Consider the following 25,017-nt stretch of genomic DNA (forward strand, 5'->3'; position numbering starts at 1 on the left):
TCGACGGACGGCGCAAAAAATCGCGCGTCGGCTTTCCGGCCTGCCGGTTATCGGCCCGACAGCTCCACCTACCCCAGGTCGAATGCCTCGAAACGGTAGCGGCCAGTTGTCATCCAGGTTCAGTAGAACGGCGAATATGGCTCCAGTCCCGCTCGCGTGAAGATGGAAATGGGGTGATCAATTCGCGCGACAACGCCCGCCCCCAAATTGATGCCCGTTCCGTCGCAGACACTAAAGACTTTCGACCGCGTTCCGATCAGCACATGGACCGGTTTCCCCGCCTGGACGGGGTATGTACTGTTGTGGATGAAAAGGACCCCGCTCGCTTGTAGCGTGTCGTGCGCATTGCCGTTGCTGCTCGAAATTTCCACGTAGTCGCGACCCGCGAATGAATTGTTCGTCCAGATGCCGACAACTCCTTCCACCGAGAGCCAACCATTCGCCCAGCCGTCCGCATCGCGCGGATAGTATTGTCTGAACAGGCGATAGGTCACGCGGTCCGATAGCCAGAAAACCGTTACGTAGCCGTCCATGTCCGGCACATAGGTGAACCAGATGCCGGTCTCGCTCGTGGCGCGCAGGCCATCCGAATCGTATGGGTCCAGATTGTTGGCACTGACGAAATCCATCGAGAGCGGTACCGGATCGGTCACGGCATGATCGTAGAGTTGGGTGAGCGTCCACCGTCCATTATAGTTGAACCACTTGTCGAAGTAGGTTCCTCGATCGACCGTGTTCAGGTCGATCCTCTGCAATTCCCCCCGTTCGACCGGACCAAAAGGAACTGGCCCCAGGTCCGGTATATCGAGGCGTGGTATCATAACCGTGCTGGTCGCTGGTCGTTGCGACAATCTGCCTAGATCGAGCAAGGATCCTGTTTTGCCAACCGCCGATCGCACGTTCCGCGCAATCAGGTCCGCCCGATAGTCTCGCCAATAGTGCCCAGACCGGATCTTTTCGAACGCGACCATCTCTTCGATCAGATGGTCGACGTCTTTGGCGGAACGTCTTGTCTTGGAAAGGAAAGCGTTCTGCTTGCCAAGCAATTTCTCTCGCGCCTTGGCCTCGCCTTCCAGAAGGTCCGTGTCGAATGGCAGTTTACATCCCTGTGTTGGGGCAAAACCGCTTTCATGCTTCGTGTGGAAATCGACCTTTGACTTGACCATGCAACCTCCAGCAGTTTCTTGCCATTACCGTGGTGACGGTGCGCTTCTTGCTGCTCGCCACCTGTTGCCGTCAGAACTTCACGGCGAGATCGACCTTGGCGCCCTGGTCGACCGTGCCGCCGCCGAATTGGCCGGTATAGGCCAGGCCCAGCGTCGCGTTGGCCGACATGTTGAAATCGAGCCCAGCCTCGACGACCGCGCTGTCCCTGGCGATCGGCACGCCGGCGATGGTGAAGGCGTCGCCGCCGGCGAAGGCGAAGCTGGAGGTCGGCGTGACATCGCCGAAGGCATGACGCCAGCCGAGCATGCCGCGCACCGTGGCGTTCATGCCGCCAAACGCGAAGTCCGAGGAACCGCGCAGGCCCAGCGTGGTGAAGCTCGCATCATTGTTCGAGCCGGCGCTGGTCAGTGCCGCATCGCCACCGTCTTCGGTGAAGTCGTCGGTATGGACGCTGACATGGGCCAGGTTGGCGAAGGGTTCCAACTTGAATTGTCCGGCATCGGCCCTGTAGGCGAGTTCGCCGAATATTTGCGCGGTGCCGGCATCGTAGTCGGCCGACAATCCATCCGTGAACCCGTTGAAAGCAACCGAGCGTTTGGTCGAAAGGCTGCTCCAGCTGTAGGCAGCACCGGTACGGAAAGCGATAGCGCTCCAATTGGTGCCGCCATAGAGGCCGAGGTGATAGCTGTCGCTCTTGCCGGAGGAGTTTCGGTCGTCGGCATCGAAGCTCGAATGGCTGTAGCCGCCGAGCAAACCGACACGCCAGCCGCCCACCAGCGTGTCGGCGCCCGCGAGGAGGCCACCGGTGGAACGATCGAAGGCGGCCGCATTGCCGTCGGAGTCCGTGCTGCCCCAGGAACCAAAAGCCTGGCCCCAGACGGCGAAACGGTCGGTATCGGCCGCGACCATTTCGGGGCCGCCCTCGCCATAGGCCATGACCGGCAATGCGGCCGCGCCAACATCGCCGAAAGCGGCGCGGATGCGGCTGGTCGCTGCGTCGCGGACAAAGCGGCTGTCCTCGACCAGCATGCCCTTGGCCGAGGCGTGGATTTCCCCCGAAAGCTGGTCGAAGGCTGCCTGGGCTTCGGCGTCGGTGGCGAGACCGGCAACGGCATTGAACACAGCCCCACCGGTCAGGCTGTCCAGCCCTTCACCGGTGGCAATCTGGTTCGGCGTCAGCCCGGCATCGGCGAAGTCGCGCACCTTGGTCACATCGAGATAGGCGTTGTTGGCGTCATAGGTGTCGGTCACAGACAGGAATGGGGTGCTGGTGACGCCGGTCACATTATTGAACGTACCGGTTAGCCCGCCATTCGCCGTCAGCACTGTGTAGGTGCCGATGGCAAGGCCGCCGACACGCACCCCTAGAATCGCATCCGTGATATCGGCAGTTCCCGTGGTTGTGAATTTATCCGCGCTCGCACCACTGACGTCGACGGCCAGCACCGAGCCGGCGGCGAAGGTCGCGTTGCCACCGGTCTGCTGGGCGACATCGCCGGCCACGTTATTCATCATGCTCAACTGGCCCTTGTTGGTGAAACTGGCCAGGCCGTTGAACGTCGTCGTCACGGCGACGGTTGCGCCGAGGTTGGCGGCATAAATGTTGTTGCCGATATTGTTGACCAGCGTGCCGCCGCTGAACGCGTTGCTGCCGCCGGCGGTGGCCCAATTGCCACCGTTGGTGACGACATTGCCCACTGCTGCGCCCAGCTTGACCGTGCCGATCAGGGTCCCATTGTTGTTGAAGGTCACCGGGCCGCCCGATGCATCGATTGCCAATGCCGCGGAGGTTTGCGCGTTGTTGCGCACCAGACCGCTGGTGGTGATGGAAATCGCCTGGGCCGCGGACGATATTGCTTTGATCGCGGCGTTGCCGCCTTCGACCGTGCCTGTCGCCGTGATGGTGGTGGCGCCGGTTCCCCTGTTATCGGCATTGATACCGTTTTCGTGGCCGTTGACTGCCGTGACGTCGATCGTCAGGCCGCCCGTCGCGGTGGCGGCGTTGAAGGCGTATATGCCGTCGGTGCCTATTCCGGTCACCATGCCGGTCGCCGTCACGCCGGTGGCTCCGTTGCCGCTGTTGTAGGCGCGGATACCATTGGTCCCGCCGGTGACTGCCACGGCGTTCACTGTCAGGCCCGTACCCGTGGTATAGGCATCGATGCCGTTGTCGGCGGTTCCGGTCACCGTACCCGTCGCGGTCACGCTGGTGGCACCGGTCCCGTTGTTCTGGGCATAGATGCCGGCGAAGCCACCATTGACTGCCGCCGCACTCACCGTCAGTCCGGCCCCGTCTGTGTAGGCATCGATGCCGTTGTTGCTTGCCCCAGTCACCAAGCCCGTCGCCGTAACGCTGGTGAAGCCTGTGCCGTTGTTGGTGACGGCGATGCCGCCCTTGCCGCTAACCGCCGCGGCACTCACCGTCAGGTCGGTCGCCGTGGTGCCGTTGGTGGCATAAATACCGTCTTCGCTTGACCCGGCTACGGCAGCCGTCGTGGCTATGATGCTGGTGGCGCCGCTGCCATCGTTCGAGGCAAAGATGCCGTACCGGCCGCCGGTCACCTTGCCGTAGGCGGTGACATTCAGATCGCTGCCAGCAGGGACGGTCGGGCCTGAAAAGGTCACGGTACCATTCAGAATCGTATTGACGACATCGAGTTGTTGTCCGCCATTGACGGCATGGATGCCGTCGCCGGTGCCGCCAGTCACGTCGCCATTGGCGGTGATGCTCAGGGCTGCGGTCGCCCCCAGGTTGATCGCGGAAATGCCGACATTGGTGCCGCTCACTTTTCCGGTGGTGACGTCGGCATCCGAGCCTAGCGAATAGACGAGGACGCCATAGCCATTGGCGCCGGTCGCCGTGATATCGCCGGTGGCGTTGACGGCGGTGGCGCCGTCGCCGGTATTGATGGCGGCGAGGCCGATCAGGGCGCCGGTCAAGGCACCATTGGTATCGATGGTCACTGCGCCACCCGGGTTCGGTCCGTAATAGGGAGGCGCCACCTGCGGAACCAGCGACACGACGCCAAGGCCTATGCCCGTCGTCGAGCTTAGCGCCGAAGAATTGGCATCGGTATAACTGACCGCACCTTTGCCTAGTATGCCGAGCGCGAAGGGATCACTGGTGGAGACACTGAACCCAGGGTCAGTGGTAACAGCCGGATTGGCGGGCGCCAGCAGAAGGGTCAGCAGATCGCCTGCGTCGAGCGGCAGGCCGATTCCGGACGGCACGATTTGGCCGGTCGTGTTGACGCCGGAGCAGACATAGTTGGGTGGCGCCGCCGGCGTGCAGGCGGCGTCGGCATTTTGGCCCAAGCCGAGCAGCGTCGCCCCGGCCATCGCCGTGCTGACCAGCAAGCGGTTGCGATAGCGACGATTGCGATTGTTGAGATTCATGTAGTGCCCCAGCCCGATCCCGACAGATTGCCCTCGGCGGGAGCCGAAGCGATCATCAGTGTTTCCTGCCAATGGCTGATCGAATGCCGCCGGCTTTCCTAGTCGTCAAATGACGAGGGTCCGCCGCTTTGTGCCGCCAATGAGCTCTTGCGGGGGCCGGACTGTTACATCGAGGATACACATTCCATTCGACTAATTTACCGGCGAGTGGGGCGACAAGCCGCACGAAAACCGTCGGCCCGAGCTACCTTGCATAGCCAGCCATGTTGCCCCTTGCACAACATGGCCGGCAGCAGCAAAGAGCCGGCTTTCGAGCTTAATCCGAAGGATCAGCTTGTCGGCGCCGACGGTCCGCCTCTAGCCCGCGCCAACTGGCCGAGCCGACCATGACAGCGGTCTCGCCACGAAGCGCAGAAGGCACGATTAATCGAGGAGCCGATTTGGTTTGCCACCATCCATCTTGCTTTTGTGGATACGCTCCAGAATTGCGCGGGCAGCCTCGGCTCGCTCCTTCGGCCGCCCGGTCAGAAGCTGGCCTCCCAGTGAAGCCGGCATCTCCATCTCGCAATCCCAGACCGTCCATGCGTTGGTCGGGTCGAGTATGCAAATGTACCTCTGGAGCCTTTTTTCATCGGTCAACTCAGGTGCTCCCGACATCGAGGCTACCCACAGGACTTGGCAGGACCAGCGCATGAACACTCCACACGCTACGGCTTGACCGGTTTGGTCTCTTTCTTCGGCTGTACGGCCATCGACGGCCCCTCCGGCGGCGGGCCGGCGGCGTCCGGCTTCGACTGCTCTGCCACCGGCGTGTCGGGCGCTTGCGGGCCACCTGATGTCAGGTTGACGGACACGCCGTAGATCTTCCACTGCCGGTCAGTTGGCTCGAACATAAGCTCGAAATTGACCTGCAAGGGTACCGACGGGAAGAAGCCCGCCATGTGCAGCATGCCGTTCGGCTCGATCTGCGGCAGCAAGGTCAGCTGCGGCTCGAGCACCGCGACGGCGCCGAAGTCGAGTGCCTGCTTGCGCTGGTTGGCGAAGATGTCGCCGAGCCCTGCCGCACTGTTGGCCTGGAAATTCGGCGAGCCGAGATCGCGCAAAACGGTGTAGTTACCGGTCTTGTTGGCTTGGTCGAGCGCCAAAAGCGCACCGCGGATCAGGATCAGCACCCCATTGCGGTCGATACCGGCAGGCCGCGCCGTCTTTTGCCCCACCCGCTTTTCCTTGGTTTGCGCATGCGCGGGCTGCGCAGGCACCGCGGCGGCCATCAGCGCGATGGCCAATGCGGCGAAAAAACCGCGGGCGCCCGAAGTCCGCCAACCGGGCGCCCGCCACTGCAACGGCACGGAATGCTGAAGCCCCAAACCCCGCATCATCCCGGCCGCGTCAGTTCAGTGTCCATGAGGCTCCGACGCTGACGCCGACATCGCCACGGCCGGTGGTTGCCGATACGGCGGCGTTCATGCGGAACTCCTCGCTGGTGTTGTAGCCAAGGCCGAGCGCCAGCCCCGATTGCCCTTTGAAATGACCGAAGCCGCCAGCCAGCGACAGTTTGCCGGGCCTGTCGTCGTAGCGCAGCCCCGCGGTAGCCAGCGCCAGCGCGGTGCCGGCACGCGCTTCCGTGCGGGTTTCGCTGATCTCGCCGCCCAGGTTCTAGAACCGGACTCCAACGCACCGACGCGGCCGTCGAGAGCCGCGATGTTGTTTGGCAGGTCGTTCAACGCTGCGATATCAAAGGTGGATGTCGCCAGATTGCCGGCACCGTCCGTAGTCACCAGATGCGTGACGCCAACCTGCTCAGCTCTGCTGGCATCCGAGGCAACACCCGAAAGCGTATAGGTGTTCGTGGCACTGCCGAGCTTAACCTGGTTCGTGCGGTCGGTCACAATACCCTGGCCGATGGCGACGGAATTGTCGAGATTGGCCTTCGCACCGCTGCCCAACGCCAAGGCGTTCGAGGCATTGGCCGCGGCGCCAGCTCCGACCGCCGTCGAATTCACCTGCCCATCGGCGGAGATGCCCGCCGAGGCGCCGCTGCCCAGGGCGGTGTTTGCCCTGTTCTGGAAGCCGTTTATTGAAGTTCCGCCGGTAATGGCCTGCGCTCCAACAGCGGTGTTGTTGTCTCCGTAAGCCGATGCGGAATAGCCATTCGAAACCGAGTAATCGCCCAGTGCCTTGCTGCTCATTCCGGTAGCCGTTGCCCCTCCCTCGCCGGTGGATCCCTTCGCCTGGCTGTCGTAGCCTGTAGCCGTTGAACCGTAGCCCAGGGCCTTGCTCGCCGAACCGGTCGCAGTCGCATAGAGCGACGTGGCCTGGGCGCCCTGTCCCGTCGCGGTGGCATCAGGGCCCGACGCTATTGCGTGGTAGCCCGTGGCGGTGGACTGCGAACTCGTTGCTTCCGCATAAGCGCCTGTCGCCGTTGAAAGTCGGCCTGTCGCCTTGGAACTTGCACCGAACGCGCTGGAACCCAGCCCATTGGCCGTTGCGAAAGTCCCCACTGCGGTCGATATGTCCCCCTCAGCCTTGGCCAAGGTTCCGACAGCCGTAGCAAAGCCAAAGGTGGGGCTCGCCGGATCAGGCGGATTGGCGCTGGCCTGGGAGCCACACGCTAAGCTGTTCGGTCCGGAAGAGGTCGCACCACCATCGGTGCCGTCGTCTATCAGACAGCGATACTGCGCAAAGCCGCTGCCGGTCGTCAGCAGCAGCATTGTCCCGGCAAGCACAAACGACAGGCGAATTTTCAAAGAGAAAACCAACATCCACCCCCGAGAATGACGCCGCAGGGTTGCCTTGCACCAGACTTGATGCCTCTCCAGCCACCCCACAACGATTGTTTCGGCTCAGCGTTGGAAGAGATCCAACAAGCGATAAGCCGAACCTGACAATGGCGAGGCATCCCGAACAGTCGTCATATGACGACTGTTCGTCGCTTTGTCGGGTGGTTACGACCTTGTTGAACGAGGCTGTGACTCCAAAACCACAGATTAGTTTCTTCTAATGCTTCGCGGACTTGACCTGGAACCACCACAACTTGGCTGCACAGCGTCACAACTTGCACGAGACGATCCGCATGTTTAGGCTTTCTCCCCAACGACAATCCTTGAACGCCGGAAGGGTCAATGGCTGACGTGAGCATCGAAGCGGTCTCCGCAGTGGTCGGCAAGGTCTATGAGGCCGCTTACGATCAGGAGCGCTGGTTCGATGCGGTAACTGGCCTGCGCGACCTGTTCGGCGGCTCGCGCTCCTGCATCGTGCGCATCAGCCCACACACATTCGATGCGGTTGCAACCGATTTCGATCCGGAGTTCACCTCGCCAAAGGGCATCGAAGCCCTGTTGCGCGATCCGCTGGCGGCGGCATCGGCCGCCTTGCCTCTCGGCGTGGTCAGTCGCTGGCCCCTTACGGAGGAGGTGGCGGCGTTCCGCCGCCGCGAACTCTGGCAGGACTGGCTGCGGCCGCGCGACATGTATCAAGGCCTCGTCTCCAACCTGCTCTCGTCGAACGACTCGCACTGGATGCTCAGCATCGATCGCGGCCCAGGGCAGGAAGCCTTCGGCGCCGAAGACATCGACCTGTTGCGCAAGATCGTGCCGCATATGCGGCGCGCCGGACAGATCGGCCAGCAGTTGGAGAAAACGTCGGCTCTGGCGTCGGCGTTTTCGCATCTGCCATTCGGCGTGTTTCTGATCAACGGCCATCAGCACATCGCACAGATGAACGAAGCCCCGAAGCGATGCTGTCGCGGCCCGACAGTCCGTTGCGATTGAGGGATGGGACAATCGCGGCCGCCAGTGCCGAGGATACGCAGGAGCTGGAGCGGCTCGTTGCCGACGCCTGCTCGCTGCATGACGGGGTCATGCCCGGCGTCGGCGGTACACTGCTGGTGCCGTCCGATCGCCGGCAATCCGACCTGGCGCGATTGGTGCTGTCGGTGGCCCCGTTCGTCGATGCCCGCGCCTATGGCTTGGCGTCCGAACGTTGCGCGGTGGTCATGGTGACGGAGGTCGCCCGCCGTATTCCCGACGGCTTCGAGTTGCATGTCCGCGAGCTGTTCGACCTGACGCCGGCCGAAGCCCGCCTGGCGACGGAACTGGCATCGGGACGCTCGCTGAAGGAGGTCGCGGCAGCGTCCAACATCACGGTAAAGACCGGCCGCACCTATCTCGAACGTATCTTCGCCAAGACCGAAACCCGCCAGCAGAGTGAACTGGTGGCGCTGCTCAAGAGCACCGAACCGCTTACCGGGCGCAGGTAGCAACCTGGTTTTTGGAACCCGACAGTCGGCATATGCCGACTGTCGGAGGCAAAGCATTCCGTGCAAGTTCCGCCCTCGATTGCAGCGGCCCGCCTTGAGGAGGCGGGCCGCTGCCGATGCGGGGAAAGTCGATGTTCGAAACCGGACACGCCGTGGTGGCGGGGTTGCTTCCGTTCGCCATTTCCTATGCGCTGGTGGCAATGCTGCCCGGCGCCAACTTCGCCGTCGTCACGCAGGCCGCGTTAACCGCTTCGCGCGCCACGGCTCTGTCTGCCGCCGCCGGTGTTGCCTTGGGCGCGAGTTCGCTGGCGACCATCGTCGCGACTGGGGCCGGAGCGTTGCCGTCAGGGGGCTTCGCACACCAGATGGCCGCCAGCCTCTACGGTGCAATGCTGGTCTTCATCGGTTGGAATTCGATGCGGCGGGCGCTGTCGATCAAGGTTGGCTTCGACGTGCCGAAGCCCGTTCCAATCACGCGATACTTTCGGCTGGGCTTTGTCACGGCAGTGGCAAACCCTGCAACCGCATTGTTCTTCGCGTCCTCCACACTGAACTTGGATGCGCGCGGGGCAATGCACCTATCCTTGGCTGTGCTGGTTTTTGCCATTGCCATCGCCTGGTTTGGCCTTCTCGGCCTTTGTATTTCCCAACCGGTCGCCCAGCGATTTTACGCACGTTTTCGAAAGCATGCAGACATCGTATTGGGAGGAACTCTGGTGGCGCTCGGCTTCTCCGCATTTGGACATTGAGCGACAGGTGTATGCGCCCACTTGTCAGCCGCGGTTGGGCAGCTCCACGTTCTTCAGCAACGCCACGAGCTGGCTTTGCTGGCGGGTTCCGGTCTTGGCGAAAATCCGTTCGAGATAGGTGCGGCCGGTTTTCACGGTGATGTTGGAACGCGCCGCCGCCTCCTTCAACGGCCGCCCTTGCGAAAGGGCGGCCGCCAGCCGCGCTTCGGCGGGCGTCAGGTCGAACAGGCCGGCAAGCAGGGTTGGCGAAGGCACCATGGAACTGGCGCTCACCGCCGTCGCGGCGATCAGGATGTCGCCCCCCGAAAAGATATCATGCGCCGAACGGAGCAGCGGCAGGACATGGACGATGATCGACTGCCTGTCTTGTCGCGCGGGTACCGGGATTGATCGAACCGAGGGTTCGATCTCGCTGCGCACGGCGGCGATGGCTTGCTGAAACAAAAGGTCTGCTTGCACATCGCCAATCGCCATGCTGCCGAAGGCGACCGGCAGGAACATCGCGGGCATGGCCTCAAGCAGCGGGTTGGCGGCCAGCACGCGTCCATTGGATGAAAGGACAGCAGCCGGCAGTCCCATTCTTTCCATTGCCGCAACTGTTCCTTGCGCGCGCTCAAGCCCGAGCCTCGCCGCAATCAGGCTGGCACGCGCCAGATGCGGCCGCAGCGCGTTCATTCGCGCGAGATCGTCTGCCGAAGGACGATCGTTGTCGCGCCAGCGCTCGGTCGAAAACAGTGCCATTTCCCCCGTCGGCATGACGATGAACGAACCAATCTGTCCGCCAATCCCGAGCGGCCGGGTGCGATCGAGGCGCAGGTGATTGCTTTCCAGAGCCTCGGCGGGGAAATAATCGGCGTCGTAGACAAAAGCCGAAGGCGGGGTCATCGAGAAGAGGAGTTGCACCTCCTCGCTCTTCTGCCATCCATTGGCAGCGTCGAAAGCCTCCAGCACTGGCGAGATCAAATCGGTCGCGATGAATTTTGGCGGGGCTCGGTCATCGAACAGGACAAGCGAGGCGGCAGCCGAGTTGGACTCGCTGCTCAACTGCTCCAGGACGTCGCGCCACATCTCCGGCACGAATGCAGCCTCGTAGATGCGGTCGGCCAGATCGGAAGTCACTTGTGCCTCGTTGGCTGCGCTACCAACTCCGCGTTCTTCACCAAGGCGGCAAGCTGGCTTTGCTGGCGGGTTCCTGTCTTGGCGAATATCCGCTCAAGATAGGTGCAGCCGGTTTTCACGGTGATGGTCAGATCGGACGCCGCATCCTTCAACGGCCGCGGTTCTGCATCAGCGACAATCAGTTGGAACTCTCCGCAGGCGGAACCGGTCGTGCCGGGCCAGAGCTCGGGAACGAAAGCCGCCTCGTAAATCGCTTCGATCAGGCCGCCGCTCATCGGAACGGCTCCGCGCTCTTCAACAAAGCGACAAGCTGGCTTTGTTGCCGCGTCCCGGTCTTGGCAAATATCCGTTCGAGATAGGTGCGGCCGGTTTTGACGGTGACGTTGGAGCTTGCCGCTGCCTCCTTCAACGGCCGCCCTTGCGCGAGGGCGGCCGCCAGCCGCGCTTCGGCGGGCGTCAGGTCGAACAGGCCGGCAAGCAGGCTTGGCGACGGCACGGTGGCGCTGGCGCTCATCGCCGTCGCCGCAACCAGAATGTCGGCACCGGAAAAGATCTCGTGCGCGGCACGGCGCAGCGGCAGGAGATGAATGACCAGCGCCGGTTGGCCCTCCCTGGCTGGAATGGGGATGGAACGCACGACCCGATCTTGCAAATTGTGCGTAATGGCTTGCCGGAAAAGCTCATTGGCGGATACGTCGGCAAGTGCCATGCCGCCATGTGCGGCGGCGATGAAAACGGATGGCATGTTTTCCAGCAGCACATTGGCCGTCAGCACGCGTCCCGATGCGGTCATTACCGCCGCCGGCAGACCAAGGGCCTCGAGCGCCGAGACGCTCGCTTTGGCCTGCTCCATGCCCAGCCGCGCCGATACCAGGCCGGCACGCGAAAAGTGCGGGCGAAGCTGGTCGAGCCTGTCGATCGACGTCTGATCGTAGGTGCCGTCCCGCGTCCAGCGTTGAAAGACAAATGTAACCAGTTCGCCGCTCGGCATGGCAACAGCCGAACAGATGTGAGCGCCGATACCTGCCGCCCTCAATTGTATCCGTACCGGATCATGCTCGAGCTCGTCGGCAGTCAGAAAATCTTCGACCTGCACGAAACTCGCCGGTTGCAGGCTGCACATGCGCTGAATCGCATCGGAGAATTTCCAGCTGTCGCCGGCAATGAATTCATCGAACAGCGAGCGGACGGTTTCAAGGGAATTGCCATGCCCTGGAAGCTCGTCACTCAACCGGCCGCGAACAGGGGAGCCGTCGCTGAACAGGAAGATCGCGCCGTCAGCCGAACTCGAAAGCTCGCTGGCCGCTTCGAGAGCACCCGCCCACAAATCCGGCACGAACGCGGCCTCGTAGATCCTGTCCGTAAGATCATCGAACATGAGAGCGCACAGCCTCTTTCAGAGTCAGCGTCTTGCCGGCTCGGATCGTCAACGCGCTCCCACACGCCAACCGATACCCGCAAGATCAAAATGCCATGCTGAAAGCTGAGGTCAACCTCAGATTGCTGTCGAGCCGCATGCAGTTGCCGGCCCCAAAACGACAAAACCCGCCGGACTGGGTCCAGCGGGCTCGGAACCGCGACAAAAGTCGTCTGGTGCGGCTCTGGCTTCCACGGCTTGGTCCGCCGGAGCGGACCAGACGTGGCTTTAGATAGCCCTGCGGGCGATCTTTTCGATGTCGGCGCGGTTGATGCCGAGATCGCTGAGCTGACGTGCGTTGAGACGGTTCAGTTCGCGGACGGTCTCGGTGTACATACGCCAGTTACGGAAAGCGCGGATCGGGTTCATGGTAGTCCTCCAGAATGATGTTCGTTTCGATGGTGCTCAAATAGGCGTCATCGATGAGGACTTGAATGGCTGATTTTGCATAGCAATGATGCAAATGCTGCATTGCAGCATTAAGCTTCTGTTCATCTTGTAGGCAGTGAGTCGCTGACCTCGCTCGCTGTCAGCCTACGTCGAGCACGATCTTGCCGATATGCTCGCCGTCTTCCATGCGCTCGTGCGCCCGCCAGGCTTCGCTGAGCGGGAAAATCATGTCCATCACCGGTGCCACTTTGCGCGTGCCGAGCAACGGCCACACCTGCGCTTCCAACGCTGCCGCGATCGCCGCCTTGAACTCGACGGTTCGCGGCCTCAGCGTCGACCCGGTGTGGACGAGCCGCTTGACCATGACCTTCGAAAAATCCGCGCTTGCGACAGCGCCGGCCTGCACGGCGATCTGGACGATCCGACCCTCGACCGCAGCGGCCTCATAGTTGCGCGCCACATAGTCGCCGCCGACCATGTCGAGGATGACGTTGGCGCCCTTGCCGTCCGTTGCCTCCTTGACCGCGGCGACGAAATCCGCCTCGCGATAGTTGATCGCCCGGTCTGCGCCGAGCTTCAGGCAGGCGTCGCATTTCTCCTTGCTGCCGGCGGTGGTGATGACATAGGCGCCGAAGGCCGAGGCAAGCTGGATCGCCGTCGTGCCGATGCCGGACGAGCCGCCATGGACGAGCAGCGTCTCGCCTTTCTTGAGGCCGCCACGCTCGAACACATTGTGCCAGACGGTGAAGTAGTTTTCCGGCACCGCCGCGGCTTCGGTATGGGTGAAGCCGGCGGGCAACGGCAGCACGCTCCCGGCATGCACCTTGACATATTCGGCATAGCCGCCGCCGGGCGTCAGCGCGCAGACGCGGTCGCCGATGCGCCAGCGCGATATGTCGTCGCCAAGGGCCGCCACTTCGCCCGACGCCTCGAGGCCCGGCAGGTCCGACGCGCCGGGCGGCGGCGGATAGGCGCCCTTGCGCTGCTGGATATCGGGCCGGTTGACGCCGGCGGCATGCACCTTGATCAGGATCTCGCCGGGGCCGGGCTGCGGCACGTCGCGTGTTTCCGGCTTCAGGACCCGAGGGCCACCCGGCTCCGAGATCGCGATGGCCGTCATCCTTGCCGGAATTTTCTGTCCGCTCGCCATGAGATTTCCCGTCTTTCCTCGCCGTTGTCCGATCGGCTGTTTGCATCGACGCCCCTGCCCTATGTATGCTGATTGCCAAATCAGGCAAATGGCCAATCTGGTCTTGGCGGAGGAGGAGCGACGATGGCGATCTTCGACGACGAACCCAAGAAGAAGGCACGCCCGCACGAGATCGGGCAGGACCTGTCACTGCTTTCCGTCAGCGACTTGACCGAGCGGATCGGTATCCTGCGCGACGAAATTGCCCGCCTGGAAGCCGAACTCAAGGCCAAGGACACCACCAAATCCGCGGCCGAAGCACTGTTCCGCCGCGGATAGGCGCGCTGGCGCAAAGCCCGCCGCCGAAAAGCCCGAATGCGGCTGTCTTCAGACCCAGCGTCCCCGCCAAACCTGAGCCGGATCAAACAATGTTCGCAACCTACCGACCGATCCTCTCGCTGCTTCGCGGCACCGCTTTCCTGCTCGCGGCATCTGGATTGCATGGACTGCTCTTGCCCCTGCGCGGTCAACTGGAAGGTTTCTCGACCGCATCGCTCGGCCTGATGGGCACGGCATGGGCCGGCGGCTTCGTCACCGGCTGCTTCTTCGCACCGCGCATCGTGCGCCGCGCAGGCCACGTTCGCGCCTTTGGCGCCTTTGCCGCATCCGGCGCCATCGTGGCGCTACTGACCGGGCTGATCATCGACGAATATGTCTGGATCCTGCTGCGCGCCTTCACCGGCTTCACCATGGCCGGTGCCTTCATGGTCATCGAAAGCTGGCTGAACGAGAAGGCCACCAACGAGAACCGCGGCACCGTCTTCGGCCTCTACATGATGGTCACTTATGCCTCGATCATGGGCGGGCAGATGATCGTCGCCGGCGGCGACGTGAAGTCCGCATCGCTGTTCATGATCACCGGCATCCTGTTTTGCCTATCGCTCATTCCGACGGCGGTCTCGACCGCCTCTCACCCCAAGCCGCTGCAGGATGTCTCACTTGATGTCAGAGGCCTTTATGCCAATTCGCCGGTGTCGGCGGTCGCTTGCGTGTTGATCGGCATCGCCAACGGCGCCTGGGGCACGCTTGGCGCCGTCTATGGCGCCCGCATCGGCATTTCCACGGCCGAGATCGCCCTGATGATGAGCCTTGTGGTCGTTGCCGGTGCCGCCATGCAGCTTCCGGCCGGGCGTCTCTCCGACAAGACCGACCGGCGTTTCGTGCTGGCGGGAGCGGCTTTCGGCGGGGCTCTGTTCGCGCTCTTGATCTTTCTGTTCGAGCCGCGCTCCGGCGTCTTCGTCATCGTCTTCACTGCCGCCTATGGCGCCTTCGCCTACACGCTCTATTCGATTGCCGTGGCGCATGCCAACGACCACGCGCGCTCGGAGGATTTCGTCAAGGTATCTGGCGGGCTGTTGCTGCTCTACGGCTTCGGCACGATGATTGGACCCTTGCTCGCCGCCGCTTTGATGGGCTGGATGCGCCCGGAAGGTCTGTTCCTGGCGACCGCCTTGGCGCATCTCTGCCTGGCGGGCTACACGCTGCTGCGCATCAGCCGCCGCGCGCCGGTGCCGATCGGCGATCGTGATGCCTTCAAGACGCAGCCGGCCGACCGTTCGGTCACCCCGGAAGCATTGCGGCTCGATCCCAGAAGAAAAGCAGAAGCAGACGGTTGAGATTCGAAAGGCTTTGCCTCACTAATACAGGCATGATGTTTTCCGACGCCTTCATGGCGATTGCCGATCCCAATCGGCGCCATCTTCTGGAAGAACTTCGCCGCGGCCCGAAAACCGTCACCGAACTGGCCGCCGGCTTGCCGGTCTCGCGCCCGGCTGTGTCGCAACATCTGAAAGTGCTGCTCGATGCCGGCCTGGTCCACGCCAAGCCGGAAGGAACAAGGCGCGTCTATACGGTAAGCGGCACCGGCTTCCTCAAACTCAACATCTGGCTCGATCAGTTCTGGGAAGCCTAACCCCGATCAACCGTTGTTGTAGGGGAAGAACTTGAAGTAGGGCTGCGCCTCCTCGATCACCCGGGCGAAGGCGGAGCGCTGCAGCAGCCGGTCATGGTAGCGTTTCACGGTCGGATACTTGTCGCCGAACGGCTCGACCTTGTTGGCATAGAACAGCGCCGGGGACGCTGCGCAATCGGCCATGGTGAAGGTGTCGCCCATCGCCCAGATCTTCGACTGCATGTCTTGTTCGATGATGGCATAGGAATTTCGAAGCTGGGCGCGGGCCTGCTCGACGCCGAACGGGTCGGTCTTGTCCTGTGGCCGCAACCGGTCGCCAACGATCTTCTGCATCGGCTCCTGCACATAGAAATCATAGAAGCGGTCGGCCTGGCGGACGGCCAGCGCCAGGTCGATGTCGGCGGGAACGAGGTCAACCGGCCCCGGATAATGCGCGGCCAGATATTCGACAACGATGGTCGATTCCAGCACCGTGCAGTCGCGCGAATCGTCGTGCAGCGCCGGCATCTTGCCGGCCGGCGAAACCTTCAGGAAGGCCGCGCGCGACTGGATGTCGCCAAGGTCGACGATGACAGGCGTGAACGGCGTCGCGTTCTCGTACAGCGCGATCAACGGCTTCCAGCAGAAGGAGGCCAACGGATGAAAATGAAGCGTCAGGGACATTTTTCGCTCGCCTGTTTCGTGGATTGTCGGTGGCCGCTGCCGTGCAGCATGCCGGATTTGAACACGAAGGCATTGGCTCAGCCAGCCTAGGCTGCCTCAACCGGCTTGGACATGCGTGATGATTGCTGCGGATATCTCGGCCCAGTCGTCCGGGTGCAGCTCATGGCCGCCGCCTCCGATCCGGAGAATTTTCGCCCCGGTGACGGCCTCGGCCAGCGCCTCGCCATGCTCGACCGGAAAGATCGGATCAGCCGTGCCGTGGATGACCAGCAGCGGCGACGCGATCTCGTGCAGGCGGCCCTTCCAGGCGTCGCCGCCCTTGAGCATGAAATGGTTGGTCGCGCTCAGCAAGCCGCCGGACCGGTCGTAATCCTGCTCGACAAAGGCCCGCATCCGGGCCTCGTCGAAGGGATGCGTGGCGCTGGCAATCGCCCGCGCATCCCTGACGATGAAATCGACGACCTGGCCACGGTCCGACCAATCGACTTTGGCGCCCTCGGCCGAGTGTTCCATGTAGGCTTCGGTGGTCCCGGGAAGGCCGGATGTGTCGATTCCCACCGGCGAACTGCTGATCACAGTCAGAGAAACGACACGGGACGGGTGTTTCAACGCCACAAGCTGCGCGATCATGCCGCCCATCGACATGCCGACGACATTCGCCTTGCCGATACCGTGGTCGTCGAGAACGCGCATTGCATCGTCGGCCATATCATCGAACGTGTAGGGCGGCTCTCCCGGCTTGTATTTGGTCGAACGCCCGGTATCGCGATTGTCGTAGCGGATCACGAACAGGCCGGCACCGGCCAGTTTCCGGCAAAACGCCTCCGGCCACCACAGCATCGAGGCCATCGCTCCCATGATCAGCAACAGCGGCGGGTTCGCCGGATCGCCAAAGGTTTCGGATATGATTTCGGGGCGTTCGGTCGTCGTCACGGTACGGCCTCCTCTCTTGCAATACTGATTGCATTTTGCAATCGGTTGCACGATAATAAAACCGATAAGATAATGCAACCGGTTTTGGAGAAAAAATCTCATGAGCATGGATCGCCGGTCCGGGTGTCCGATCAACCTGTCGCTGGAAGTGTTCGGCGATCGCTGGAGCCTGATCATCCTTCGCGACATGATCTTCGGCGGCAGGCGCCATTTTCGCGAGCTGCTCAACCGATCGATGGAAGGCATCGCCTCCAACATCCTTGCCGACCGGCTGAAGCGGCTGATGGAACTGGGCATGCTGACCAAGGCCGACGACCCCTCGCACAAGCAGAAGGCGATCTACAGCCTGACCGAAATGGCGATCACGCTGGTGCCGATCCTGGCCCATCTCGGCGCCTGGGGCCGCGTCTGGCTGCCGGTCAGCGACGAACTGTCGATCCGCGCCGAACTTCTGGAAAAGGGCGGACAGCCGATGTGGGACAAATTCATGGACGAGTTGCGCCATGAACATCTCGGCATGCCGCTCGATACCGCAACGGGTCCTTCTGTCCGCGCGACCTTGCAGGCCGCCTATGAAGCCCTGGTTGCCAGCAAGGCTCTCGCCGCCGACTCTGCCGCTTGACCAACTTATTTTCCCGTTTTGGGGCCGGCTCTGCTAGAAGAAGCGGAAAATCACAATTCACGGGATTGGATAAGGTCTTGGTTGAGAACTCTCGGGATGCTGCCCGCGCACGCGCCGACCTGCGCTTCAAGAAGCAGGAAGAGGCGGCAACCGTCCGCCAGAAGGCGATGGCCGAATACGTCGCCGAGAGCGACGCCCGCCAGGCCAAGACCAACAAGCTGCGGGCGCTGCGTCTCGCCAAGGAAGCCGAAGACCTCGCCAACGCGCCGGCGGAACCTGCCAAGAAGCCGGCCCGCGCCAAGAAAAAATAACAGCCACGCCTGAAGCCGCACAAGCACTATCCGGATGGTGTCGGCGAAGGCCGCTTTCCATCCCACCTCTTCACGCGAAGCAATTTCAACCGAAACCGGGATTTTATCTCGCCCGTCGACGGTCGATGATCGACGCGTTTCAGACAGGAGACTGCCATGACCGCACTGCCGCTCGAAAAAGCCAGGCAAATCATCGATGCCGCCTTTGCCAAGGGCTCCGATCTCAAGCTCAGGCCGCTTGGCGTCTCGGTGCTCGACGCCGGTGGCCATCTGGTCGCCTTCCAGCGCCAGGACGGCGCCTCGTTCCTGCGCCCGCAAATGTCGGCCGGCAAGGCCTATGGTGCGCTCGCCATCGGCATGGGCTCGCGCAAAGTCGAGGCTTTCGCCAAGGAGCGCCCGCACCTCGTCGCCGGCATCTCGGACGTCTCGGGCGGACGCGTGCTGCCGGTGGTCGGCGGCGTGCTGATCCGCGACAAGGCCGGCGCCGTCATCGGTGCCGTCGGCATTTCAGGCGACACGTCGGACAATGACGAAGCCGCGGCAATCGCCGGCATCGAGGCCGCCGGTTTCACCGCCGATCCGGGCTGAGCGTCAGCGCCGGCTCTAACTAATTCAAATTGATGTCCCGGCTGGCCGACCGCATCGACACCGCGAATCCGGCCAGCACATCGAACAGCGCGATGACCATCAGCGTGAAGAAGACGGAATGGGCGGCGCCCTTCACCAGCAGGAATTCGACCAGGAAAGCCACGAACACCAGCGTCGACAGAAGGTGGTCCATGATCGACGCATTGGTCGTGCGCACCGACTTCGCCATTTCTAGGAACAGGAAGATCAGCCCGATCAGTATCATCAGGTCGCCCAGCGTCATCGAGAACACGCCGCCCGACATCATGCTGAATGAGAAGACCTCGCTTGCCCACGGATCGTCACCGCTGCCGAATATTCCCAGCAGTCCGAGATTGTAGAGCACGAAAGGCACGATCAGCAGCGGAATGGCACCGAACATCTGGCGTCTCCATGTGGGGGCAATCCTTTGTAGAATGCGCCACAGCCACGTCGTCAAGATGTTTCGCTATCAGCGTTGAACACGGTCGAAGACCGCACGCAACAACCGTGTCAGCCGGTTGCCTGCAACGGTTGTCGCCCATGCTTCGAGATGCGCGCTACCCGGCCCCCAAACGCAAAAGGACCGGCCACCGGCCGGTCCTTTTGGAATTCAAACCTTTGGAAAGGCTGCTCTCAGCTTTCCTTGGGCGTCAACACCTGGCGACCGCGATACATGCCGGTCTTCAGGTCGATATGGTGCGGACGGCGCATTTCGCCGGAATTCTTGTCCTCGACATAGGTCGGGGCCTTGAGGGCGTCGGCCGAGCGGCGCATGCCGCGCTTGGACGGAGAGGTTTTACGTTTCGGAACGGCCATGGATATGCTCCACTACATGGTCAAAAGCCCCGCCCGCCCTCGTGAAAGGGCCATGTCGGGGCCTAAATCTGAGAAAGTCGGGTGCCTATACACGCCCTGTGCCGTTTTGGCCAGCACTGGCGCGAATTTTTTTGGATCGGCTAGCGGAGACAACCGACATAGGCGCCTGAGCGGCCGGCGCGCCGCTCGATCAGATTGGCAAGCCGCCTCAGGCCAGGCCCGGGCTTGGCCGGATTACGGGCGATCGGATTTGGCAAGGAGACCGCAAGCAAGGCGGCCTGCCGTCGCGACAGCTGTTTTGCCGAAACGCCAAAATGGTGCTGTGCCGCGGCCTCGATGCCGTAGATGCCCGGCCCCCACTCGGCGATGTTGAGATAGATTTCCATGATGCGCCGTTTCGACATCACCGCATCGAAATAGACGGCCAGCGGCAGTTCGACCACCTTGCGCACCGAGCCCAGCGGCCGCGACCACAGAAACAGGTTCTTGACCGTCTGCATGGTGATGGTCGAGGCACCGCGCGTCGCTTCGCCGGCCAACGCGTCGTCGACGACGCCTCTCAGCTCGCCGAGATCGACGCCACGATGAAAGCAGAACTGCCCGTCCTCCGACATGATGACGGAATTGGCCAGCACAGGCGACACATCGTCGATCGACACCCAGCGGCGGTCGTAACCGGAGAAGGTCGCCAGGTCCTTCAACATCAGCGTCGAGACAGGATGCACGAAGAACGGCAGGTACAGAAACGTCAGCACGACCGGAATCAAAGCCAGCACCGCGGCCACGACGATGCCGCGCCGGACCCAGCGTTTGAGACCGCGGCGATTTACGCCCCGCGATCTCGTCGCCATGTCCAGCTTTTCGGTTTCATGATCGACGATCGGTTCCGCCAAGCCGCCCAACCCGTGCCAGAGAGCTCGTTTTGAAACGCGCTCCTGTGAGTCATGTGACGGTGTTTTCGAGAACCGGAGCGGAGCGTACATTGGAGTACACAAGCACCGGCAGCGCAGAAAACGCCCTCAGATGACCGCAGGAGTAGAGTTTCCAAACGGGCTCTTACTGCTCCGGCATAATGGCGCTTGCCTTCTTGCGCAACGTCTGAGTGTCGGCTACCGGTCCCGACCATGACGAATGACGACCAGATGGCGTTCGAAATGGCGCTGATCAGACGGGCGGCCGCCGTCGAGGTGCTGCTGCGGCGGCTGCTCGACGACCGTGCGCTTTCGGGCGAGATCGCGCGGCCTGAGCGTTTGATGGCGGCGATGCGGCACGGCGTGCTGAACGGCGGCAAGCGTCTGCGGCCCTTCCTGGTCATGGAAAGTGCGGCCCTTTTTTCCGCCGATGGCGAGGCGGCACTGCGTGTCGCCGCCGCACTTGAATGCGTACATTGCTATTCGCTGATACACGACGATCTGCCCGCCATGGACGACGATGATCTGCGCCGTGGCCAGCCGACCGTGCACAAGGCCTTCGACGAGGCGACCGCTATCCTGGCTGGCGATGCCTTGCTGACGCTTGCTTTCGACATCATTGCCGGCGAGGCGACCGCCCTGCCGGCGGAGCGGCGGGCGGCCCTGGTGCTGGCGCTGGCCCGCGCCGCCGGACCCGGCGGCATGGTCGGCGGCCAGAAGCTCGACCTCGAAGCCGAACAGACGCCGCCGGACGAGGCCGGCATCATCCGGCTGCAGGCGATGAAGACCGGCGCATTGATCCGATTTGCCTGCGAGGCAGGTGCCCTCATCGCCGGCGCTCCGGCCGACGACCGCGAGCGGCTGGCCGAATTCGGCTCGGCGATCGGTCTTGCCTTCCAGCTTGCCGACGACCTGCTCGATTTAACCGCCGATGCCAGCCAGATGGGCAAGGCGACCGGCAAGGACGCCGCCGCCGGCAAGGCGACGCTGGTGGCCTTGCATGGTGCGAATTGGGCGCGCGGCCAGTTGCACGGCCTCGTCCAACAGGCGCATGCGCTGCTTGAGCCCTTTGGCGACGATGCCCAATTGTTGAAAGAAGCGGCGACGTTCGTGGCGACCCGCACCAGTTGAGGTTGCGCCAACCGAGATATCGAGCTGACCCAAGCTCGCTCGTCCTCCGCCGGCCAATTCAGAAATAGAACTTGAGCGGAAGCCTGCCGAGGCAGAGGATCGACATCGCTTTGCCATCCGCACGGCACGCACGCGGTGCGGGTAGAGTTGGAGGGGTGCCATGTCGACCACCGACAAGCTGTTCAGCGGTTCCATTGCCGAGGTCTACGATCGAGCGATGGTGCCGCTGATCTTCGAGCCATATGCACGGGATCTGGCGGAGCGGGTGTCGAAGCTCGGGCCGCAATCGGTGCTCGAAGTGGCGGCGGGCACCGGTGTGGTGACACGTGCGATGGCAGCAAAGTTGCCGGCGCAAGCCCGCATCGTGGTCACCGACCTCAACCAGCCCATGCTCGACCACGCACGCACGCGGATGGCGGACGATCCTCGGATCACCTGGCGGCAGGCCGACGCCCAGGCGCTGCCCTTCGAGGACGCAGAGTTCGACGCCGTGGTTTGCCAGTTTGGCGCGATGTTCTTCCCCGATCGGGTGGGCGCCTACAGCCAAGCGCGGCGGGTGATGCGGCCGGGCGGGCACTTCCTGTTCAACGTCTGGAGTGCCATCGAAGACAACGAGTTCGCCGAGGAAGTGACGCGGGCGCTCGGCCATTTTTTCCCGGCCGATCCGCCGCGCTTCATGGCGAGGACGCCGCACGGCTATCACGATGCGGACGTCATCCGCGCCGACCTTCATGCCGCCGGCTTCGGTAACATCACCATAGAGCCGCTGGATGCCGTCAGCGCCGCTTCGTCGCCATATGAGGCGGCCACGGCCTATTGCCAGGGCACACCCCTGCGGGCTGAGATCGAGGCGCGCGGCGGCTCGCTGGAGGAGGCGACGCGATACGTGGCGAATGCCCTTGGGAAACGGTTCGGGGAAGGTCCGGTGCGTGGCCGCATCCGCGCCCTCGTCGTGGAAGCGGCCTAGGCGTGCTGTCCATCCGGCGGTTCGCATGGCCTGCCTGCCCGCACGAACGAAATTTTAATGTAAATGAAGCGTAATCCCGGCCATTAAAATGGTGCGTATGTGTTGGGGTTGCGCATGCCTGAATATTCGTCCTTCATCCGGTCGATCCGGATCCGCTATATTTCAGGGTTGCTGATCTTCGCGCTGGCTTCCGCCGGCATCGTGATTGCGCTTGACCGCGTCAATTCCTTTCGCCGCGACATCGATGCGCTGAGCAGCAACCTCGTCATCTTCACCCGCGACCTGCGCAACGCGACCAGCTTCGCCGAGACCACCGGCACCGCCTGGCGGGCGGAGACACGCGATGCCCTGACCACATCGGCGCGCGGCCATTCGGAGCGCCTGACCGGCGAGATCGAGACGCTGACCGCCCAGCTTGCGGCGATCAAGCCACGGCTGTCGATCAAGACCGTCAACGAACTCCAGTCCGCTTCCGTCAACGGCGATCTGTTCTGGTCGCCGCGCGACATGGTGCGCAATTTCAACCTGATGTCGATGGCGCAAAAGGTCGACGAGTGGAGCTATCGCGAAATCCGCAACCAGAACGACCTGTTCGCCCAGCCGATGCTGGTCCGCGTCCGCACCGCCATGGATGATGAGCGCCACCTGGCCGATGCCTCAAGCGACAGGCTGCTGCTGTGGGCGAGCGGCATCCTGTTCGCGGCACTTGCCATCGTCGCCTTCTGGATCTTCCGCCCGATGGAAGTGGCAATCCGCCGCGCCTTTGCCGAATCCGCCGAATCCCTGTTCAAGGCCGAGGCCGCCGACCGCGCCAAATCGGAATTCCTGGCCAATATGAGCCACGAAATCCGCACGCCGATGAACGGTGTGCTCGGCATGGCCGAACTGCTGGCCAAGACCGATCTGACCCCGCGCCAGAAGACCTTCACCGACGTCATCGTCAAATCCGGCAACGCGCTGCTCACCATCATCAACGACATCCTCGATTTCTCCAAGATCAATGCCGGGCAACTCACTCTCGACCCTGCTCCCTTCCGCCTTTCCGAGGCGGTCGAGGATGTGGCGACGCTGGTCTCGGCGCGCGTCGCCGAAAAGAACCTCGAACTGATCGTGCGTGTCGACCCGCGCCTGCCGGCCCATGTCGTCGGCGACGCCGGCCGCTTCCGGCAGATCATCACCAACCTGCTCGGCAATGCCGTGAAGTTCACCGAGAAGGGTCATGTGCTGATCGATGTCGGCGGCGAAATCGTCAACGACGTGGTCCAGCTCAAGGTCCGCGTCGAGGACACCGGCATCGGCATACCGGCCGAGAAACTGCAGAACGTGTTCGAAAAATTCGCGCAGGTGGACGGCTCGTCCACCCGCCGTCATGAAGGCACGGGGCTTGGCTTGGCCATCGCCGCCCGCCTCGTCGACCTGATGGCAGGCAAGATCGGCGTCGAAAGCGAGATCGGCCGTGGCTCCGTGTTCTGGTTCGCTGTGCCGCTGCCCGCGCATCAGGCCGCGGCGCGCGACGAGATCGTGCCGGTCGACGTCACCGGCGCGCGCGTGCTGGTCATCGACGACAATCCGGTCAACCGCGAAATCCTGCTCGAGCAGCTCAGAAGCTGGAGCTTCGACTGTGCCGCCGCCGAAAGCGGCGCCGTCGGCCTGGCCTTCCTCGACCGCGCCTTTCAACTCGGCGCCGCCGTCGACTGCATCATCCTCGACTACCAGATGCCGGGCATGAACGGCGCCGACGTCGCCAGAGCCATTGCTTCCGACAGCCGCCTGTCGGCCATCCCGATCGTTATCCTGACCTCGGTCGACCAGGTCGATTTCGGCAAGATGATCATCGACTTCGGCATTGCCGCGCATCTGACCAAACCGGCGCGCTCCGCGGTGCTGCTCGGCACCGTCATCTCGGTGATTCAGAAGGCCCGTTCGCAGGTCGGCAAGGCGCGGTTCGTCCGCGAACCGATCGTGCAGGCTCCCCTGGCAGCGCCGCCCGCCTTCACCGTCATCCGCGGCCCGGCAATGCCGGTCGCGGCAGCGCCGGAATCGACAACCGCGCCGAACGGACCGATCGACATCCTCATTGCCGAGGACAATGACGTGAACCAGTTGGTCTTCGGCCAGATCCTCAATGGGTTGGGCTTGAGCTACCGTATCGCCGGCAATGGCCGCACGGCGGTCGAAATGTACCGGGCGCTGCGCCCCAAGCTGATCCTGATGGACGTTTCGATGCCCGAAATGAACGGCTACGAGGCGACCCGCGCCATCCGGGCGATGGAGGTCTCGACGGGCGCCCACATCCCGATCATCGGCGTCACCGCACACGCGCTGAAGGGCGATCGCGACAAGTGCATCGATTCAGGCATGGACGACTATCTGCCGAAGCCCGTTTCGCCCGACCGCCTAGGCACCAAGATCGGCACCTGGCTCAGCGAGACCGTCGTGGCCAAGACCGCCTGACTG

Annotated in this window: 27 protein-coding genes and 1 pseudogene; 12 read left to right on the forward strand and 16 right to left on the reverse strand. The window is 62.9% G+C overall.

Annotated elements, in window-relative coordinates:
• Positions 1-119: 119 nt before the first annotated feature.
• The 6 genes and pseudogenes from AC0L3E_RS08380 to AC0L3E_RS08405 form a co-directional block, all read right to left on the reverse strand.
• Positions 120-1,166: a hypothetical protein gene (locus AC0L3E_RS08380; RefSeq protein WP_127330968.1), complete on the reverse strand. Its 1,047-nt coding sequence runs from the start codon at positions 1,164-1,166 to the stop codon at positions 120-122.
• A gap of 70 nt (positions 1,167-1,236) precedes the next feature.
• On the reverse strand, positions 1,237-4,563 hold the full coding sequence (locus tag AC0L3E_RS08385; protein WP_473604594.1) for an autotransporter outer membrane beta-barrel domain-containing protein: 3,327 nt from the start codon (positions 4,561-4,563) through the stop codon (positions 1,237-1,239).
• A gap of 423 nt (positions 4,564-4,986) precedes the next feature.
• Positions 4,987-5,202: a hypothetical protein gene (locus AC0L3E_RS08390; RefSeq protein ID WP_127271747.1), complete on the reverse strand. Its 216-nt coding sequence runs from the start codon at positions 5,200-5,202 to the stop codon at positions 4,987-4,989.
• A gap of 68 nt (positions 5,203-5,270) precedes the next feature.
• Entirely contained in the window at positions 5,271-5,780 is a 510-nt protein-coding gene (locus tag AC0L3E_RS08395; RefSeq protein ID WP_348628946.1) for a hypothetical protein, read from the reverse strand.
• Between the two features lie 172 nt (positions 5,781-5,952).
• Positions 5,953-6,216, reverse strand: a complete 264-nt coding sequence (locus AC0L3E_RS08400) for a YadA-like family protein (protein WP_473604755.1) — start codon at positions 6,214-6,216, stop codon at positions 5,953-5,955.
• 275 nt (positions 6,217-6,491) lie between these two features.
• Positions 6,492-7,325 (reverse strand): annotated as a pseudogene (locus tag AC0L3E_RS08405) (hypothetical protein); the annotation flags it as partial.
• Positions 7,326-7,685: 360 nt separating this feature from the next.
• Between AC0L3E_RS08405 and AC0L3E_RS08410 the strand changes: the two are divergent.
• From AC0L3E_RS08410 to AC0L3E_RS08420, 3 genes are all read left to right on the forward strand, one after another.
• Positions 7,686-8,333 (forward strand): hypothetical protein, encoded by a 648-nt coding sequence (locus AC0L3E_RS08410; protein WP_473604595.1) that lies wholly within the window; start codon positions 7,686-7,688, stop codon positions 8,331-8,333.
• Positions 8,300-8,821, forward strand: coding sequence for a helix-turn-helix transcriptional regulator (locus tag AC0L3E_RS08415; RefSeq protein WP_473604596.1), 522 nt, complete (start codon positions 8,300-8,302; stop codon positions 8,819-8,821). The genes AC0L3E_RS08410 and AC0L3E_RS08415 overlap by 34 nt, the downstream gene beginning before the upstream one ends.
• A gap of 131 nt (positions 8,822-8,952) precedes the next feature.
• Positions 8,953-9,570, forward strand: a complete 618-nt coding sequence (locus AC0L3E_RS08420; RefSeq protein ID WP_127271743.1) for a LysE family transporter — start codon at positions 8,953-8,955, stop codon at positions 9,568-9,570.
• A 24-nt stretch (positions 9,571-9,594) separates the two neighbouring features.
• Here the strand turns inward: AC0L3E_RS08420 and AC0L3E_RS08425 are convergent, their stop codons facing one another.
• The 5 genes from AC0L3E_RS08425 to AC0L3E_RS08445 form a co-directional block, all read right to left on the reverse strand.
• On the reverse strand, positions 9,595-10,689 hold the full coding sequence (locus AC0L3E_RS08425; RefSeq protein WP_473604597.1) for a helix-turn-helix transcriptional regulator: 1,095 nt from the start codon (positions 10,687-10,689) through the stop codon (positions 9,595-9,597).
• Positions 10,686-10,964, reverse strand: a complete 279-nt coding sequence (locus tag AC0L3E_RS08430; RefSeq protein WP_127270922.1) for a hypothetical protein — start codon at positions 10,962-10,964, stop codon at positions 10,686-10,688. The genes AC0L3E_RS08425 and AC0L3E_RS08430 overlap by 4 nt, the downstream gene beginning before the upstream one ends.
• Positions 10,961-12,067 (reverse strand): helix-turn-helix transcriptional regulator, encoded by a 1,107-nt coding sequence (locus tag AC0L3E_RS08435; RefSeq protein WP_473604598.1) that lies wholly within the window; start codon positions 12,065-12,067, stop codon positions 10,961-10,963. Before AC0L3E_RS08435 ends, AC0L3E_RS08430 begins: the two co-directional genes overlap by 4 nt.
• A 267-nt stretch (positions 12,068-12,334) precedes the next feature.
• Positions 12,335-12,475, reverse strand: coding sequence for a DUF1127 domain-containing protein (locus AC0L3E_RS08440; RefSeq protein WP_013529236.1), 141 nt, complete (start codon positions 12,473-12,475; stop codon positions 12,335-12,337).
• Positions 12,476-12,635: 160 nt separating this feature from the next.
• Entirely contained in the window at positions 12,636-13,646 is a 1,011-nt protein-coding gene (locus tag AC0L3E_RS08445; protein ID WP_128309433.1) for an NAD(P)H-quinone oxidoreductase, read from the reverse strand.
• A gap of 123 nt (positions 13,647-13,769) precedes the next feature.
• On the opposite strand from AC0L3E_RS08445, the gene AC0L3E_RS08450 reads away from it, so the two are divergent.
• From AC0L3E_RS08450 to AC0L3E_RS08460, 3 genes are read left to right on the forward strand one after another with little or no spacing between them, the layout of a single operon-like run.
• Complete coding sequence (locus AC0L3E_RS08450) at positions 13,770-13,964, forward strand: DUF1192 domain-containing protein (protein WP_023810953.1); 195 nt, start codon at positions 13,770-13,772, stop codon at positions 13,962-13,964.
• A 5-nt stretch (positions 13,965-13,969) separates the two neighbouring features.
• Positions 13,970-15,301: an MFS transporter gene (locus tag AC0L3E_RS08455; RefSeq protein WP_329608556.1), complete on the forward strand. Its 1,332-nt coding sequence runs from the start codon at positions 13,970-13,972 to the stop codon at positions 15,299-15,301.
• A 32-nt stretch (positions 15,302-15,333) separates the two neighbouring features.
• Positions 15,334-15,597, forward strand: coding sequence for an ArsR/SmtB family transcription factor (locus AC0L3E_RS08460; protein ID WP_013529232.1), 264 nt, complete (start codon positions 15,334-15,336; stop codon positions 15,595-15,597).
• Between the two features lie 6 nt (positions 15,598-15,603).
• Here AC0L3E_RS08460 and AC0L3E_RS08465 read toward each other — a convergent pair whose 3' ends face one another.
• Both AC0L3E_RS08465 and AC0L3E_RS08470 read right to left on the reverse strand, forming a co-directional pair.
• The gene (locus AC0L3E_RS08465; RefSeq protein WP_473604599.1) at positions 15,604-16,260 is read right to left on the reverse strand and encodes a glutathione S-transferase family protein; all 657 of its coding nucleotides are present in this window, start codon (positions 16,258-16,260) and stop codon (positions 15,604-15,606) included.
• Between the two features lie 96 nt (positions 16,261-16,356).
• The gene (locus tag AC0L3E_RS08470) at positions 16,357-17,193 is read right to left on the reverse strand and encodes an alpha/beta fold hydrolase (protein ID WP_473604600.1); all 837 of its coding nucleotides are present in this window, start codon (positions 17,191-17,193) and stop codon (positions 16,357-16,359) included.
• A gap of 100 nt (positions 17,194-17,293) precedes the next feature.
• Here AC0L3E_RS08470 and AC0L3E_RS08475 point away from each other — a divergent pair, with 100 nt between their 5' ends.
• The 3 genes from AC0L3E_RS08475 (at position 17,294) to AC0L3E_RS08485 (ending at position 18,714) form a co-directional block, all read left to right on the forward strand.
• Positions 17,294-17,815, forward strand: a complete 522-nt coding sequence (locus AC0L3E_RS08475) for a winged helix-turn-helix transcriptional regulator (RefSeq protein WP_473604601.1) — start codon at positions 17,294-17,296, stop codon at positions 17,813-17,815.
• 77 nt (positions 17,816-17,892) lie between these two features.
• Positions 17,893-18,126: a hypothetical protein gene (locus AC0L3E_RS08480; RefSeq protein ID WP_027037125.1), complete on the forward strand. Its 234-nt coding sequence runs from the start codon at positions 17,893-17,895 to the stop codon at positions 18,124-18,126.
• Between the two features lie 156 nt (positions 18,127-18,282).
• Positions 18,283-18,714 (forward strand): GlcG/HbpS family heme-binding protein, encoded by a 432-nt coding sequence (locus tag AC0L3E_RS08485; RefSeq protein WP_473604602.1) that lies wholly within the window; start codon positions 18,283-18,285, stop codon positions 18,712-18,714.
• A gap of 19 nt (positions 18,715-18,733) precedes the next feature.
• Here the strand turns inward: AC0L3E_RS08485 and AC0L3E_RS08490 are convergent, their stop codons facing one another.
• The 3 genes from AC0L3E_RS08490 to AC0L3E_RS08500 all read right to left on the reverse strand — a co-directional run bounded on the left by AC0L3E_RS08490 (position 18,734) and on the right by AC0L3E_RS08500 (position 20,453).
• Positions 18,734-19,135 carry a hypothetical protein gene (locus AC0L3E_RS08490; RefSeq protein ID WP_127296853.1) on the reverse strand — a complete coding sequence of 134 codons (402 nt, stop codon included), beginning with the start codon at positions 19,133-19,135 and terminating at the stop codon, positions 18,734-18,736.
• 233 nt (positions 19,136-19,368) lie between these two features.
• Entirely contained in the window at positions 19,369-19,551 is a 183-nt protein-coding gene (gene rpmF, locus AC0L3E_RS08495) for a 50S ribosomal protein L32 (RefSeq protein ID WP_008834724.1), read from the reverse strand.
• 140 nt (positions 19,552-19,691) lie between these two features.
• Positions 19,692-20,453: a transglycosylase domain-containing protein gene (locus AC0L3E_RS08500; RefSeq protein WP_127271462.1), complete on the reverse strand. Its 762-nt coding sequence runs from the start codon at positions 20,451-20,453 to the stop codon at positions 19,692-19,694.
• A gap of 222 nt (positions 20,454-20,675) precedes the next feature.
• Between AC0L3E_RS08500 and AC0L3E_RS08505 the strand changes: the two genes are divergently transcribed.
• The 3 genes from AC0L3E_RS08505 to AC0L3E_RS08515 all read left to right on the forward strand — a co-directional run bounded on the left by AC0L3E_RS08505 (position 20,676) and on the right by AC0L3E_RS08515 (position 25,014).
• Positions 20,676-21,593, forward strand: coding sequence for a polyprenyl synthetase family protein (locus tag AC0L3E_RS08505; protein WP_473604603.1), 918 nt, complete (start codon positions 20,676-20,678; stop codon positions 21,591-21,593).
• Positions 21,594-21,753: 160 nt separating this feature from the next.
• The gene (locus AC0L3E_RS08510; protein WP_473604604.1) at positions 21,754-22,560 is read left to right on the forward strand and encodes a class I SAM-dependent methyltransferase; all 807 of its coding nucleotides are present in this window, start codon (positions 21,754-21,756) and stop codon (positions 22,558-22,560) included.
• Between the two features lie 114 nt (positions 22,561-22,674).
• Positions 22,675-25,014 carry a response regulator gene (locus AC0L3E_RS08515; RefSeq protein WP_473604605.1) on the forward strand — a complete coding sequence of 780 codons (2,340 nt, stop codon included), beginning with the start codon at positions 22,675-22,677 and terminating at the stop codon, positions 25,012-25,014.
• The last annotated feature ends 3 nt before the right edge of the window (positions 25,015-25,017 follow it).

This window comes from Mesorhizobium sp. WSM4822, assembly GCF_055811155.1.